The sequence below is a fragment of the Streptomyces sp. NPDC001816 genome (genome assembly GCF_042892235.1).
Classification (GTDB): domain Bacteria; phylum Actinomycetota; class Actinomycetes; order Streptomycetales; family Streptomycetaceae; genus Streptomyces.
Genome location: NZ_JBIATY010000012.1, coordinates 295,631 through 310,958 on the forward strand (window position 1 = coordinate 295,631; position 15,328 = coordinate 310,958).

At 69.6% G+C, this 15,328-nt stretch carries 12 protein-coding genes and 1 pseudogene; 5 read left to right on the forward strand and 8 right to left on the reverse strand.

What is annotated here, in order from left to right:
• The first annotated feature begins 27 nt into the window (after positions 1 to 27).
• Positions 28 to 219: a hypothetical protein gene (locus ACFYZZ_RS35195; RefSeq protein ID WP_389184958.1), complete on the forward strand. Its 192-nt coding sequence runs from the start codon at positions 28 to 30 to the stop codon at positions 217 to 219.
• Between the two features lie 39 nt (positions 220 to 258).
• Here the strand turns inward: ACFYZZ_RS35195 and ACFYZZ_RS35200 are convergent, their stop codons facing one another.
• From ACFYZZ_RS35200 to ACFYZZ_RS35225, 6 genes and pseudogenes are all read right to left on the reverse strand, one after another.
• Positions 259 to 3,351 (reverse strand): BTAD domain-containing putative transcriptional regulator, encoded by a 3,093-nt coding sequence (locus tag ACFYZZ_RS35200; RefSeq protein ID WP_389184961.1) that lies wholly within the window; start codon positions 3,349 to 3,351, stop codon positions 259 to 261.
• Positions 3,352 to 3,557: 206 nt separating this feature from the next.
• Positions 3,558 to 3,647, reverse strand: a pseudogene (locus tag ACFYZZ_RS35205) (ABC transporter permease); the annotation flags it as partial.
• Between the two features lie 51 nt (positions 3,648 to 3,698).
• Positions 3,699 to 4,049, reverse strand: coding sequence for a hypothetical protein (locus ACFYZZ_RS35210; RefSeq protein ID WP_389184964.1), 351 nt, complete (start codon positions 4,047 to 4,049; stop codon positions 3,699 to 3,701).
• A gap of 214 nt (positions 4,050 to 4,263) precedes the next feature.
• On the reverse strand, positions 4,264 to 5,115 hold the full coding sequence (locus ACFYZZ_RS35215; RefSeq protein ID WP_389184967.1) for an NmrA/HSCARG family protein: 852 nt from the start codon (positions 5,113 to 5,115) through the stop codon (positions 4,264 to 4,266).
• Between the two features lie 213 nt (positions 5,116 to 5,328).
• Entirely contained in the window at positions 5,329 to 6,477 is a 1,149-nt protein-coding gene (locus ACFYZZ_RS35220) for an ABC transporter substrate-binding protein (RefSeq protein ID WP_389184970.1), read from the reverse strand.
• Positions 6,478 to 6,799: 322 nt separating this feature from the next.
• Complete coding sequence (locus ACFYZZ_RS35225; RefSeq protein ID WP_389184973.1) at positions 6,800 to 9,631, reverse strand: SpoIIE family protein phosphatase; 2,832 nt, start codon at positions 9,629 to 9,631, stop codon at positions 6,800 to 6,802.
• A 164-nt stretch (positions 9,632 to 9,795) separates the two neighbouring features.
• On the opposite strand from ACFYZZ_RS35225, the gene ACFYZZ_RS35230 reads away from it, so the two are divergent.
• The gene (locus ACFYZZ_RS35230; RefSeq protein ID WP_389184976.1) at positions 9,796 to 10,509 is read left to right on the forward strand and encodes a FadR/GntR family transcriptional regulator; all 714 of its coding nucleotides are present in this window, start codon (positions 9,796 to 9,798) and stop codon (positions 10,507 to 10,509) included.
• Between the two features lies 1 nt (position 10,510).
• Complete coding sequence (locus tag ACFYZZ_RS35235; protein ID WP_389184979.1) at positions 10,511 to 11,338, forward strand: sterol desaturase family protein; 828 nt, start codon at positions 10,511 to 10,513, stop codon at positions 11,336 to 11,338.
• A gap of 63 nt (positions 11,339 to 11,401) precedes the next feature.
• On the opposite strand, the gene ACFYZZ_RS35240 is transcribed toward ACFYZZ_RS35235, so the two are convergent.
• The gene (locus ACFYZZ_RS35240) at positions 11,402 to 12,340 is read right to left on the reverse strand and encodes an alpha/beta fold hydrolase (RefSeq protein ID WP_389184982.1); all 939 of its coding nucleotides are present in this window, start codon (positions 12,338 to 12,340) and stop codon (positions 11,402 to 11,404) included.
• Positions 12,341 to 12,700: 360 nt separating this feature from the next.
• Between ACFYZZ_RS35240 and ACFYZZ_RS35245 the strand changes: the two genes are divergently transcribed.
• Positions 12,701 to 13,168, forward strand: coding sequence for a VOC family protein (locus ACFYZZ_RS35245; RefSeq protein WP_389184985.1), 468 nt, complete (start codon positions 12,701 to 12,703; stop codon positions 13,166 to 13,168).
• A gap of 137 nt (positions 13,169 to 13,305) precedes the next feature.
• Complete coding sequence (locus ACFYZZ_RS35250) at positions 13,306 to 14,292, forward strand: NAD(P)H-dependent flavin oxidoreductase (protein ID WP_389184988.1); 987 nt, start codon at positions 13,306 to 13,308, stop codon at positions 14,290 to 14,292.
• 78 nt (positions 14,293 to 14,370) lie between these two features.
• On the opposite strand, the gene ACFYZZ_RS35255 is transcribed toward ACFYZZ_RS35250, so the two are convergent.
• The gene (locus tag ACFYZZ_RS35255) at positions 14,371 to 14,988 is read right to left on the reverse strand and encodes a TetR/AcrR family transcriptional regulator (protein ID WP_389184991.1); all 618 of its coding nucleotides are present in this window, start codon (positions 14,986 to 14,988) and stop codon (positions 14,371 to 14,373) included.
• Between the last annotated feature and the right edge of the window lie 340 nt (positions 14,989 to 15,328).

Consider the following 15,328-nt stretch of genomic DNA (forward strand, 5'->3'; position numbering starts at 1 on the left):
TGCCGCACGGAGTGAGAGACACGCGACATGATGCGCACGAAGAAACGGAAGCCGACCCGGTGGCAGTACGCCGCCGTCCTCGGGCTCGTCGGCCTTCTGACCGGCATGATCGGCACCGCCGCGAGCGTGGGGGCCGACGCCGGGGCCCGTACCGGCCACCACGTCGCCGCCTGGAACAGCACGGGCTCCAGCTGCAGCACCTGCACGGTCACGAGCTGAGGCGTCCTCAAGGGCGTGAGGGAGGGGCCGGCCACTCTCTCAGGGTCGGCCGGCCCGTCGATCGGGGTCGGCCGACCCTCCCCTGCTAGACCGGCCGGATGTCGCGGAACCCCTCAGCGTCGCGAGCGCGTCGGCGGTCTGCCGCGCCTCGGGCAGGCCCAGCCGGGTGAACGACTCGTGGGCCTCCTCCAGTTGTGACCGGCCCCGGTCGACGTCACCACGCTCGGTCAGCAGCCGGCCGAGCACCAGCCGGGCCGCGGCCAGATCGCGGTCCCCGCCGGCGTCCTGCAACATCGTGACCGCTTCCTCCGCGTGCCGGAGGGCGCCGTCCAGGTCACCCAGGCGGCCCAGCGAGTCCGCGAGCCGATAGCCCGCGTGCGCGGCGCGATCCCGGATGCCCGCGTCACGGCACACGTCCAGGCACTCCCCGAAACGCCCGGCTGCCGCCTGCCACCGGTGCAGAGCGTGCAGGGCCAGCCCGAGCACATAGAGCGCGTAGGCGGTCATGGCGGCGTCGTCACCGCGGGACCGCAGATCCGCCAGCACCTCCTCGCACGGCGCGATCGCCGCGGCGGCCTGTCCGTTGCGGATCCGCGTGAGCGCTGCGTTCAGGGTGGTCGCCACCTTGCCGGAACGGTGCCCGAGTTCCTCGGCCAGTTCCAGTGATGCCTCCAAGTGGGCGAGCGCGTCCTCGTGGCGGCCGAGGAACTGTGCCGCCAGTCCGAGGTCATTGAGGGCCTGCCGCAGGATGACCTGGTCACCCGTGTCACGGCAGGCCGCCACCGCCTCGGCGGCGAGCCGCTCGGCCCGGGCCGGATCGCCGACCCGCAGCGCGAGGGCGCCGCTGAGCCACCGGGCCCGGCCCAGTGTCCGCCGGTCTCCGTGGGCGGCGGCGGCTTCCGCGAGGGCCTGCGCCCCCGTCGCCAGCCGGGACGAGGGCACTTCCTGACCGAAGGCGCTGAGAGCGATGAGCAGATCCGCCGCCATGCGCAGCGCGGCCGGATCGTGCATCGTGTGCATCAGGGCGGTCAGCATTCCGTCGGCCTCCTCGGCCACCCAGGCACGGGCCGCGGGCGCGTCGGCGAAGCGCAGGCCCGGTGAACGCACGGGCCCGAGGGAGTCACTCACCGGGTCACCGGGAACGACATGGCGGAACGCGGAGCAGGCACTGGCCAGCAGGAAGTCGAGCAGGCGACGGATCGCCGCCTCGCCCGGCTCCGAATCCGGCGGTGCGGGCAGAGCACGGGCGAAGGCTCCCAGCAGGTCGTGATAGCGGTAACGGCCCGGCGCGGGCGACACCATCATGGAGCCGTCCACCAGGGACTCCACGACCTCCTCGGCGCTGTCCTGGTCCAGATCGAGTACCGCTGCCACGGCAGGCAGCCCGATGTCGGGCTCGGCCACCGGTGCCAGAAGCCGGAAGGCACGGGCCTGCGCGGCGGACAATTGCCGGTATCCCAGCTCGAAGGCCGCGTCGATGGCGACATCGCCGAGACGCAGATGGGCTATGCGACCGCGTTCGTCGGCGAGCTTGCGGACCAGGGACGCGATGGTCCAGGCCGGACGTGCCGCCAGTCGTGCCGCGACGATCCGCGTGGCCAGCGGCAGATGACCGCATGCGGTGACCAGTGCCTCGGCCGCATCCGGCTCGGCGGCGAGACGGGCGGCGCCGACCGCCGCCTCCAGCAGGTCCAGCGCCTCCTGCCGGGTGGGCACGTCCACACTGATGTGGGCTGTGGCGTCCAGTCCCGACAGACGGGGCAGGCTGGTGGCGATCACCGCGCAGCCGGCGTTGCCGGGCATCAGAGGACGCAATTGCATCTCGTCACGCGCGTTGTCCAGGACGACCAGGATCCGTCGGCGGTCGAGCAGGGACCTGAACAGCCGCCCCCGATCTTCGAGTTCCTCGGGCAGCTCGTCGGCCGGTGCACCGAGCGCGGTGAGGAAACTGCCCAGGACGACGAACGGATCGGCCGGTGAGACACTGCTGCCGCGCAGATCCGCGTAGAGCTGGCCGTCCGGGTAGTGCTCCCGGACGCGGTGGGCCACGTGCAGGGCGAGGGTCGTCTTGCCCACCCCGCTCATACCGGTGACGGCCACCGTGGTCAACGCGCGTTGACCCGTGGCGGTGAGCAGCTCGCACATCTGTCGGGTGAGCGCCTCGCGACCGACGAAGGACGGCACGTCGGCGGGCAGTTGGGCCGGGACGGGCAGAAAGGCCGCGCGCGGTCCGTCCGCCGCCGGCCGGGACGGCGGCGTCGGCTCCGGCCCGGCGTCGCGTTCCTCCGGCTGGTCGGACGCGCCGTGCGAAGCGGAACCGACCTCGGCACGCGGCCCGGTTGCTTCCGGAGGAACGTCGTCGATGGCGGGCACTCCGTTGAGGATCCGCGAGTACTCCACGGCCAGCTCGCGTCCCGGGTCGACGCCGAGTTCCTCGGCGAGGCGGCGGCGCACGCGGTCGTACACGGCAAGGGCCTCGGACTGCCGCCCGGTCGCGCACAGGGCACGCATCAACAGCGCGTAAGGCCGTTCACGCAGCGGATGTTCGGCGGTGAGCTCGGCCAGCTGGGGAAGCGAGAACTGGAAGCGGTGGAGCTGGATCGCAAGCGCGAGGCGCTCTTCCTGCAGTGAGACCTTGAGTTCCTCCAGCCTGTCACGCCTGCGCTCGGCGAAGGGGCCGGGGACGCCCGCCAACGACGTGCCCTTCCACAGGGCAAGGGCGCGGCCGGCGGTTTCCTCGGCCTCCTGGGCGCGGCCCTCGGTCTTGAGCCGGGCGGTCTGCCGAGCCAGCGACTCGGCGTGCCATGCGTCGACCGCGTCGCCCGCCACGGCGAGCCGGTAGCCGTCTCCCACGGACGTCAGGACCTCCGGAGCCGAGGGGTTCGCCTCCAGCACCCGGCGCAGCCGCCACACGTAGGTACGGATCGTCGTCGCCGAGGACTTGGGGAGGTCGCTCTCCCACAGAGCGTCGGCGAGCTCGTCGAAAGACGTGCAGTGCCCGGCACGCAGCAGCAGGACCGAGAGCACGGCCGCCTGTTGGGGAGGGCCGACGGGTATCGCGCTCTCACCACGTAAGGCCCGCACCGTCCCCAGTACCTGGAACGTCAGGTCCTCGGCCGCCCGTGCGCTCAATGCTCTGTCTCCTCGGCTCGAACGGGTGGTCACTGCTCCGTCACGTGCTTCTCATCGGCACGTCCTCGCAAGCTGCACACCACCGTCACTTCGTCTTCAAAGATGATCACTCTTCCTCCCAGGTTGCGATCGGTGACACATGGTTATGTAAAGACAGGAGGCTTACAACGCGGCTCGACCGACGGCACCAGGAGATCGAGGGATCACTCGGGGGTGGGTGGCGGTGCGCCGTAGCGGAGGAAGCTCAGGGCGGACACGGGCAGCACGGCCGTTCCGAGGTCGAGGGTGGCCTCCACGCAGGCGGCGAACCGGTCGCGGCCCACCTAGTCCGTGCGGGTGATGTCGGTCTACACGGTCTCCCTGGGCGGCGGCTCGATCGGCGCAGCCGTCATGGGCCGTGCAGCGGGACGGCCGTCATACGTTCTCGCGGTGTCCACGAGCCGTGACAGGAACGGCGACAGCGATCCGCCGAGCGGCGCCTCGGAGCCGAGCGGCGACGCCGTGATGTGCCACAGTTCGGACTCGCTGAGGCCGAGCACGTCGCGAGGCAGGACGAGGGACTTCGTCCGGAAGCGCTCGGGAAGCGTCATCCGGACGGACCGCGCCATGTCGTAGACGAAGAGCTGTCCCGGCCGGACCAGGGTGTCACGCGTGTCCTGCCCGATCCGGGCGACGCCTCGGCTGAGCACCTTCACCACGTAGTCGTCGTTGTCGCTCCCCGAGTTGAGCGCCGAGTGCGCAGGGCCCGCAGCGGATCACCGTCCAGGGTGACGACCTGCACCCTCCGGACACACCGTGCCGGCGCGGCTTGTTGGCCACATCGCGTGAATCCGTGAGATCCGGGGCGGCGAGGCCGACCGGGCGCGCTCGTACGCGCGGCCCGGCGAGCGGCCCAGCGGGCGGACGGCCGGCTCAGTCGGCGATCGCCCAGGTGTGGCGTGCCCAGTCGGCGAAGTCGGTCCAAGGGATCTCCGGGTGAGCGGCCCGGAGCGCGGGGATGTCGACGCGGTAGCCGGTCCCGTTCAGGAACGTCCACATCGCGTGCATGTCCGGATTGCCGATGGCCGCGAGCGGTACGTACTCATGGCGGACCTCCCGTCCCAGCGCCGCGCCGAGCGCGGCAGCCATCTGCGTGGGTGTGGGCGCGTCGCCCGCCAGTTCGATGCGCTGCCCGACGTATCGAGCGGGGTCGAGCAGCACTTCCGCGGCGAATGCGCCCAGGTCGGGCCGGGCGAGCTGCTGCAACGGCCGGTCGGGCGGCAGCGGCAGGTCGAGCACGCCGTCGAGGATGCGCCGGGCTCCGCCGAGCGCGTTGTCGAAGAAGTACGTCGGACCCAGGATCGTGTACGGCACGTCTCCCGCGGCCAGTTCCGCCTCGATGCGAGCCTTGCTCTCGAAATGCGGTACCCCGCTGCCCTGGTCGGCCCCGGCGACCGAACTGAACACGAGATGCGCGACGCGCTCCCGCGCCGCGGCGGCGAGGATGGCCCGCCCCTGCTCCACCTCCGCCTCGATTCCGGCCTCGAAGGGCGTGGTGAACGCGAAGACGCCGGCCACTCCCTTCATGGCCGCGGCGAGCGACCCGGGATCGCTCAGCGAGCCTGCCACCACGTCCACACCCTGGTCGGCCAGTTGCCGCGCGGCACTCCGGGCGGGGTCGCGGACCAGCGCCCTGATCCGGGTCCCGCGGGCCAGCAGCGCGTCGGTCACGACCCTGCCCTGACCACCGGTCGCCGCAAGCACCAAGACTGGTTCATCGACCATCGAACAACTCCTTTCCGAGCAGAAGGGGCGGATTGGCAGCCGGCCCCGGCGTTCATCATCCGCGCCGGACGACGGCGCACGGTGCCGACAGGCGGGAGCGGGGCACTGGAGGACTCGACACCGTGCACGCACAGTCATGGTCAGTGCGGGAAGCGATGACGGGCCCGCTCCGTGTCGGTGCCCGTTCGTCGCACAGCTGATGGGCGACAGGGATCATCCCGGCCGGCCGGAGACGGCCTTGGCCCAGCCCTTGGTGACGGTCTCCTTCGCCTTCTCCAGTTGCGCGTCCGTCGGGAACTGCGGCGTTCCCTCAACCGTCGGCAGCCGTTCGGCGGCGGCCTTGTCGAGGGTGCCGTCCTGCCTCATGGCGTCCATGAGGACCGGGCGGGCATAGGCGCGCAGCCGGAGGTTCTGGCCCTCCGGGCTGAAGAGGTACTCCTGCCACAGGCGGGCAGCCGCCGGGTGCGGGGCGTTCTTGTTGACCGCGAGCGCGAAATACTGGGCGAAGCTGCCGTCGAAGGGGATCGCGACCTGCCAGTTCACGCCCTTGTCACGGAGCGTGTCGGCGTAGTGGAGGTTGATGTAGTCCCAGTTGATGCTGATGGGGGTCCGTCCGCTCGCGACCGTCGCCGCATTGGAATTGACGGGGGTGAAGTTGCCGCGATCATTGAGTTCGGCGAAGAAGTCGAGACCGGGCTGCACGTCGTCGAACGACCCGTTGTTCGCCAGCGCGGCCGCGTAGACACTGGCGAAGGCGGTGGCCGACCGGGGCGGGTCGCCTTCGAGTGCGACCTTGCCCTGGTAACCGGGCTTCAGCAGATCGGCGAAGGTCGCCGGACAGGGTTTGACCCGGTTGGCGTCGCAGCCGATGGAGATGTAGCCCCCGTAGTTGTTGGACCAGCGAGCCTTCGAGTCCTTCTGGTTATCGGGAATCGAGTCGTAAGGAGCCACCTTGTACGGCGCGAGAAGATTCTGCGCCGCTGCTTTCCGCGCGAACGTGTCGCCCACGTCGATCACGTCGGGCGCTGTCGGCCGGTTCCCCCTCTTCCGCAGGGCGTCGATCTCGTCCTCGCTGTGGCCCAGCGGATTCTCGACCGTGACCTTGATCCCGTACTTCTTCTCGAAGCCGTCGATCAGGCGGCCGTAGTTGGCCCAGTCATGCGGCAGCGCGATCGCTCTGAGCGTGCCCTCCTGTTGCGCTGCGGCGATCAGTGCGTGCATGCCGCCCATGCTCGCGGCGGACGTGGCCGTCGACGGCTTCGCGAGGCCGGCGGTCGGTGTGTCCTCGCAAGCGCTCAGGCCCAGTGCCACGAGAGCGAAGCAGCCGAGGACCGCCGCTGCTCGGGCACACGGTGTAGTCACGGCTGCTCCCGGACGTGGGGGATGAGGTGGTCGCCTCGACCGGCTGCCGGCAGCGTCACCGGGTCCGCAGTGGCGGGCCTCCCGCCGCGCCTCCCGGTCTCCTCGGCTTCTCGGCGCCGACGAAGTGGCCATCGAGGCCAGGGTACCCGGCCGCCTCGACGGCGGAATGCCGCCCGGGAAGCCCGCGGTCACCGTCTTCTCCCCGGCACTCGGCTTCTCCGTACGTTCCCCGTACGTTCTCCGTACGCCCTGGGCCCCCGCCCGGCCCACTTCGGCACGCGGGCGTGCGCGACGGTGGAGGGAGGGGACGTACCGGCTCACCTCACAGCGCGGTGTCATCCCATTGGTCGAGCAGCAGCTCGCCGAGTCCTTCCGCCTCCGGCGCGGCGTCGTGATGCAGGGACTGTTCGGCCCAGATGACCTTGCCGGTGGTCGTGTAGCGGGTCCCCCAGCGTTCGGCGAAGCGGGCCACCAGGAAGAGTCCGCGGCCGCCTTCGTCGGTGACCTTCGCCCGGCGCAGCCGCGGCGAGGTGCTGCTGCCGTCGGCGACCTCGAAGATCAGGCTGCCCGCCTCGGGGCTGCTGACCGGCTCCGTGCGGAGCAGCCGCACGGCGATGGGCTCGGCTCCGTAGCGGATGGCGTTGGTGATCAGCTCGCTGAGGATGAGTTCGGCGGTGAAACCGACCTGCTCCAGCCCCCACTCGGCCAGCCGGCGGGCACAGGCGGAGCGTACGGGGGCCACCGCCGCCGGGTCGCGGGGCACCTCCCACTCGGCTACCTGATCCGGTCCGAGCCGGCGCGTGCGGGCCACCAGCAGCGCGATGTCATCCCGTGGCCGGTCGGACAGCATGGCCTCCATCACCGCCGAGCAGGTGGCCTCCGGCGTGCGACCGGGCCCTGCCAGAGCGTCGCGCAGGGCCTCCAGGCCGGCGTCCAGGTCCCGGGTGCGGTCCTCGATCAGCCCGTCGGTGTAGAGCACCAGGCGGGAATCCTCGGGCACGGTGAACTCGGCGGTCTCGACCGGCAGGCCGACTCCGAGTCCCAGCGGCGGGGAGACGGGCAACTGAGGGAAGTCGACGGTGCCGTCGGGCCGGACCACCGCCGGCCCCGGGTGGCCGGCGGTGGCGATGGCCAGTCGGCCCGAGGTGGGGTCGTAGACGGCGTACTGGCAGGTCGCCCCTGTGACCAGCCCCTGCCCGTCCTCCGCCGCGGCGACCTCCTCGGCGTCGATCTGCGCCACCAGCTCGTCCAGCCGGCCCAGCAGCTCCTCCACGGGCATGTCCAGGCTGGCGAAGTTGTGCACGGCGGTGCGCAGCCGGCCCATCGTCGCCGCGGCGTGCAGACCGTGACCGACGACATCGCCCACGACCAGCGCCACCCGGGTACCGGACAACGGGATGACGTCGAACCAGTCCCCGCCCACCCCGGCCTGGGCCGGCAGATAGCGGTAGGCCACGTCGAGCGCGGACTGCTCGGGAAGCGCGCGGGGCAGCAGGCTGTGCTGCAGGGTGACGGCCATGGTGTGCTCGCGGGTGTAGCGGCGGGCGTTGTCGATGGACACCGCTGCCCTGGCGGCCAGCTCCTCGGCGAAGGACACGTCCTCGTCCTCGAACGGCTGGGAGCCCTGCGCGCGCCAGAAGTCCACCACGCCCAGCACCACGCCGCGGGCGCGCAGGGGCACCACGAGCATGGAGTGGATACCGTGATCGAGGATCCGCCGGGCACGTTCGGGCTGCTGGGCCCGCCAGGCGTCGGAGGCGCTCAGGTCCCCGACCAGGACCGGGCGGCCCTCGGCCATCGCCGTGGAGACGGGATGGGCGGGAACGAGCCGGACCAGCTCGCGGACGGGGCGGAGGAGATGGCCCGCGTCGAGACCGGCGACGGCGCTGCGGCGCAGCTCGGTGATCCCGGTGGGCGCACCGGAGGTTTCCTCGCCGTGCAGGACCGGGTCCAGCAGATCGACGGTGACGATGTCGGCGAACCGGGTCGCCGCCACCTCGGCCAGTTCCTCGGCCGTGCGCTTCACATCGAGTGTGGTGCCGATCCGTAGTCCGGCGTCGTAGAGCGACTGCAATCGTTCGCGCGCCACCTCCGCGCGGCCGGACAGGGCCCGCAGCTCGGTGGTGTCCCGGAGCGTGACCACGCTGCCGCCCGGTCCGTGAGGTGCGGTGAGCCGCTTGCTGACCGCGAGCAGCCGGTCGGCCGCCAGGTACACCTCGTCGGTGGCGGGGCGGTCGGAGGCCAGCAGCCCGGCGAGGTCCTCGTCAAGACCCAGATCGGTGATGTGCCGCCGCTCCGTGTCCGCCGGCAGGTCCAGAAGCCGCCGTGCCTCGTCGTTGGCCAGCAGCAGCCGGCCGTCACCGCCGACGATCAGCACTCCTTCCCGCACCGCGTGCAACACCGCGTCGTGGTGTTCGTACATCCGGGTCATCTCGGTCGGCCCCAGGCCGTGGGTCTGCCGCCGCAACCGCCTGCTCACCAGGCCCGACCCGCCTGCGGCGACCACCAGGGCCGTGGCGGCGCCGCCGAGGAGGAACGGCAGCTGCCGGTTCACCCGCTGCTGCACCGTCTCGACCGTGACGGGAACGGAGACGATGGCGATGACCGAGCCGTCGGGACCCCTGACGGGCACCGCCGAGATCACGGAGAGTCCCAGTGAGCCCTTGAACGTACTCGTGAACGGCTTGCCGGTCGCCGCCGCCGCGTAGGGCCCGATGACACGTTTCCCGATCTGACTCGGGTCGCTGTGGGCGAGGGTGATCCCGTTCAGCCCGTACACGATGACGGCGTCGACGTCTGCGGCCTTCCGGGCCGCCTGGACGTGCGGCTGCAGCGCCGCGGTCGGGTTCGAGCTGTCCAGGGCTGCCACGATGCCCGGGGAGTGCGCGAACGTCTGTGCCGTGGTGAGCGTCCGGTGGCGGGCGTCGGCCATCACGTCGCGTTGAGCCTGCACCACGAGTGCCACCAGGGCGGCGGCGACGAGCAGCATCACCACCGCCAGCTGGAACAGGAAGACCTGGCCCGCGACGCTGTGCACGCTCAGCAGTGAGCCCGACCGCCACGCCTGGCCCGCCTTGCGGGGCCGACCGGGGCGCTGAGTCCTCTTGGACGCATCAGGCTCATCCCGCCCGGATTGACCTGAAACTCCGCTCATGTTCCCTTTCTATCGTTTCTGGGTGGCCGACCGCGAAGCGACCGGGGCGGACTGGTTCGCGCATCAGGTCGGTCCGCCGACGGCGATCTGTGCGCGCGGAGCGCCGCCAGAAAATCTGGTCCAACCAGTTGACCAGTGAGCTGGTCGCCCTCACCCTGATCGCCATGACTGATGGACTCATCCGGCGCGAGGCGGTCTCCGACCAGCTCTTCGCCCTGCTGCGCGACAGGATCCTCGGCGGTGAACTGCCGGCCGGTGCCGCGCTCACCGCCGAACGGGGTCTGGCAGCCGAGTTCGGGGTGAACCGGCATGCCGTCCGGGAGGCCGTCAAGCGGCTCCAGCAGGCACGGCTGGTCGAGGTCAGCCACGGCGGCCGCACGATCGTCCTGGACTGGCGGCACACCGCCGGCCTCGACCTCGCCATGGGCATCGCGGCGGCCGACGCCGGGCCCTCGGTGGAGGACCTCGCCCGCGACGCCCTGGAGATGCGGGCGTGCATAGGCGCCGACGCGGCCCGGCTGTGCACGATCAGGTGCTCCGAGGAAACCGCCGGGGAGATCGTCGAGGCCGCGGGCCGGTACGCGCGCACCGGGCCCGATCTGACCGAGCTGGCCGATGCGGACGTCGCCTGGTGGCGGCTGATCGTGGAGGGTTCCGGGAACGTCGCCTACCTGCTGGCCTTCAACAGCCTGGTGGACGGCACCCTCCCGGTAGCCGACGTGCCGGACGACCTGCGGACCGCGGAACTCCTCGACGTCGAAGCGCATCAGCGGCTGGCAGCGCACATCGCGGCGCGCGAGGCCGAGGCGGCCGAACGGCTGGCGCGCGAGCTGCTGTCCCGCAGCGTGCCCGCGACGCCGCGGAAGGCGGTGCGCTGACATGATCCCGGCCGTGGTCTACGCGATACCCGCCTTCGTGCTGCTGGTCGTCGTCGAGGCACTTTCCTACCGCTTCCTCCCGGACGACGACGAGCGCGGCTACGAGCTGCGCGACACCGCCACCAGCATGTCCATGGGCGCCGGCAGCCAGGTCGTCGCGATGCCCTGGAAGGCGGTGACGATCGTGCTGTACTCGGCTCTCTTCGCCGTCGCCCCCTGGCAACTGTCACCGTCCTCCGCGTGGACCTGGGTGCTGCTGTTCTTCGCCGACGACCTGGCGTACTACGCCTTCCACCGCGCCCACCACCGGGTGCGGGTGCTGTGGGCGAGCCATGTGGTCCACCACTCCAGTCTCCGGTTCAACCTCTCGACCGCCCTGCGCCAGAGCTGGACGCCGATGACGGGCCTGCCCTTCTGGCTGCCGCTGGCACTGCTCGGCATTCCGCCGTGGATGATCCTGCTCCAGCAGGCCTTCAGCCTCGTCTACCAGTTCTTCCTGCACACCGAGCGGGTGGACAAGCTGTGGCGGCCCGTGGAGTGGTTCTTCAACACGCCCTCCCACCACCGCGTCCACCATGGCTCGAACGACGTCTACCTGGACCGCAACTACGGCGGCATCCTCATCGTCTGGGACCGGCTCTTCGGCACGTTCGAACCGGAGGACGAGCGGGTGGTCTACGGCCTGACGAAGAACATCGGCACCTACAACCCGGTGCGGGTGGCCTTCCACGAGTTCGCGGCCGTCTGGCGCGACGTCCGCGCGGCGCGACGCTGGCGCGACCGTGCCGGGTATCTGGTCGGGCCGCCCGGCTGGGCACCCAGGCGGTGAACATCAAGGCCGCCGGAATCCTGGACGCCGGTCTCTGGGACGCGGCTTGTTTCGACCTTGAGGCTAATTCTCAGTGGTCGCCCTGTTTCCGGTCGCCCTGTTCCACATGTAATCCTCGGCGGCGTCCACGATCAGAGTCTTGACCGCTTGCGGATGGGAGACCAGGGACACGTGCGAGGAGTCGATCTCCACTGTCTTTCGGGCGTTCGCCCGCTTCGCCTCGTACCGTTCCAGGCTCGGGTTGATCGCCTGGTCCTGTTTGCCGACAAGGACGTAGACGGGCTTGTTCCGCCATGCGGCGCCGGTGAGCTTGTCCGCGAACGCCGACAGCGCGATCGGACGCTGTGTGACTGCCATGATGCCGGTCTGACTCGTGGGCAGGTCCGCGGCGAAGACCCGGTGCAGTTTATCCGGTTGCACGTACACGTCCGTGCCGCTGGTGCCGTCGCCGTTGCGGAAGGGCACCTGCTGCAGAGCCTCGGTGAGCGGAGCGGGAGCGAACTTCGCGGAGAGGCTGGAGAACGACTCTCCCACATCGGGCATGATCGCGTTGATGTACACGAGGGCCTTGACATTGTCGTTTCCGGCGGCAGCCTGCGAGATCACCTCTCCGCCGTAGGAATGACCGACGAGGACGATCGGTCCCTTGACGGACTTCAGGAAACTCGCGAGGTAAGTCGAGTCCTGGGGGATGCCGCGGAGGGGGTTGGCCGGTGCGGCCACCGTGTAGCCGTTCTGCTGGAGCCGTTCCACGACACCGTTCCAGCTCGACGAGTCGGCGAAGGCGCCGTGCACGAGCACGATGGTGGGCTTCTCCCTTCCGGGATCGCCGCTCGGGCCACCTGCCTGCGCCGTTACGAGTGTCAGGGCGGAGGTGATTCCCGATACCGCCAGAAGTGCCGCACTCCAACGGACGATGTTCAGGTTGCGGCGCGACTTACAGGGTATTCGCATTTCACTCTTTCGGCGCGAAGCATCGAGCGACGCCCGGGATTTCAGCATCGCGGGCACCTGCCGCCGTGTCCCCGTGCACGGACCATCCGAGTGAATGAAGCTGATCCCTTGGAATGGACACCAGGACAGTGGATCTTGAATGTCCAGGAGGGGATGTCATGAGGGGCTCGGCCTGGTCGACGGACGGTGATCTCCCGCAAGGGCGCGCCGAACATCAAGGGATCCGTTACGTCGTTGAGCAGACCTTCGCCCTGCTCCGCCAGTTCATGCGCGTCGCCGTCCGCTGGGAATGCCGAACCGAACTCCACGACGGCTTCTCTCGTCGGCACGCAGCCTCAATGCTGGATGCGACGGAAAGGCACCGATCATAATCTGCCCTGATGGTCCAGCAGGATAGGAGTGATTGCGATGCCCATGCCGGCCCACCCGCCGAAAAACCCGTCAAGCCCCTTTGCGTCCTTCAGTGGTCACCATGTTGGTATCCGCGTTCCCGACTACGACGAGGCGAAGGCTTGGTACACGGAGAAGCTGGACTTCCGAGTGCTCCAGGAGTGGCCCTACGGTGAGCTGAAGCTCGCGTACCTCTGCCCGCCCAACGATGACAACTTCCATGTGGAACTGCTGGCTGGACCGGTACCCTTCCCGAACGAGGTCCTCGACGACCTGGGAGTCAGCCTGCAGCGCGGCGGCTACCAGCACATGTGCGTCCACGTCGACGATGTCGACGAAGCACGTGCGGAGCTCGCCAGCCGTGGTGTCGACCTTATTGGTGAACCCTTCGAGATCGAGGACATCAGCCGGCGACTGGCGTTCTTCCGTGACCCGTGGGGCAACATGATCGAGCTGTCGCAGAAGCTGCCCGGCGCTGGTTCCTGATCACACTCACCACATCAGCATGCGCGCACACGGCGGTCTGGCGCTCCGCGGTGCCGCTTTGCGATCGAATCGCGTCGCGCGGGCGAGACGGCGCGCTTCTGGCGGGCCGGGCCCACTGTGTTCGCTAACGTCTACCCATGTTGCACACGAGATTTACCGAAATGTTCGGCATTACCTACCCGGTGATGGCAGCCCCGATGGGCATGCACAGTGGCGGAACACTCGCCGCCGCGGTCTCCGCGGCCGGCGGGCTCGGCTCTTTCGGGGGTACACATCCCTGGAAAGGGCCTGACTGGATCCGTGCGGAGATCGCGACCATCCGCGCCACGACTCATCTTCCGTTCGGAGTCGGCTTCATCACTCCGTTCCTCCCCTTCACCGAACCGCAATTCGAGGCCGCCCTGGAGGAACGACCAGAGGTCATCGCGCTGTCGTTCGCTGACCCGCAGCCGTGGCTTGCTCGCGCCAAGGCCGCGGGAGCCCGGGTGATGTGCCAGGTACAGAACTACGAGGACGCACAGACGGCCGTCGCCGCGGGTGCCGATGTCCTCGTGGCGCAGGGTACGGAGGCCGGTGGCCATACCGGGACGATGGGCCTCCTGCCGTTCCTGGCCGGGATCGTGAGGCGCTACCCCGATGTTCCGGTGCTGGCCGCGGGGGGCATTGGCGATGGCCGAACACTCGCGGCCGTCCTCACCGCCGGGGCGGACGGCGCCTGGCTGGGCACGGCGTTTCTCGCCACGCCCGAAGCGATCGAGGTACGCGATGCCCACAAGCGCCTGATCGTCGAGAGTGATGGCGGCGACACCGTATGGACGCGGGCCTATGACATCGTGTCGGGGCTGCCGTGGCCGGCGGGCATCGGTGAACGAGTCCGCCGCAATCGGTTCACCGATGAGTGGTCGGAGCGCGAGGCGACGCTGCGGGACCGCAAGGAGGAATTCGCGCCCCCGAAGGACGTCAGTCCCGTTGAGGGCCCGCCCGACCCTCACACGAGCGCGATTCTCTATGGCCAGTCGGCGATCTTCGTCGATGCCGTCCGTCCCGCCGCAGAAGTGGTCCGGACGATCGGTGACGAGGCCGAGGCAATCCTGGCCTCACGTCCTCGATCGCTGCTGACCTAAGGGGCAACCCCCGCTCGTACGGGAACGACGAAGATCGACGGCCCGGTCGTGAACGCCTGAGTCACCACCGACGGGAAGTCATTCTCGTGATGTTGCCGAGGCGTGCTCGGTGATGGCCTCGAAGAGGAGGAGGCACTGCTCCACCAGTTCCTCGCTTGAGATGCCCAGCTCTCCGTTGAACCAGCTCAGCAGCATCTCACTGACCGCGCCCACGACGGCCACGGACTGGGTGGTGGGATCGATCCGGGGATCATGAAGCCCTTCCCTCAGGAGGGAGTCCACGAGGCCGCTCATGCGCTGCAGGCCCAGGCGTCGTTCGCGTGCTGTGAGAGGACCGGCCCCCAGGGATTCCGTGAGTTTGATGCGCCCTTTTCTCGGGTCTTCCAGAGAAAGCCCGACGACGGCACCGATCACGTTTCGAGCCCGGTCGCGCAGCGGCTGGTCTGTGGCGATCGCGTCGGCGCACCGGGTGACCTGTTCCTCGTAGATGTCTCTCATGAGCGCTGCCATGAGATCGTCGAGGGACGTGAAGCTCTCCGCGAAGTACCTGTCCTTCAGCCCGGCGTGGCGGAGTACTGCACGGATGGAAGTGTGGGCGTATCCCTGGCTGGAGAAGAGTTCAAGGCCGCTTTCCATGAGGCGCCGACGGCGGACTGAAGCGCGCTCTTCCGCTGTGGCTCCGCCATATGTCCTCATGAGGTGCCACCTCTCCTTGAGGCGTCCCGCGCATGGTGCGAGGCCACGCACCGGGGCGGGTGACAGTGATGGCCTTTACATCCGGATTCTTTCCATCTGGTGACAGGTTACCCCAGATGGGTGTAATGTCGCATTCATCCAGTTGTGAATCATGAGAGCGTTCCCCGGAGCCGGTACCGGGGCGCAAGGGGCGTCGCAGATGTGGCCCACCCGCAGGTTCAACGCGCCGGGCCACCGCGCAGGAAAGCCATGACCGGCAGCGGGCTGAGTACCGCGCTGAGCACCCTCGTGCCCGCCGGTCATCCACCTATCGAACACCACGGAGTGTCGTGGCCCCAGG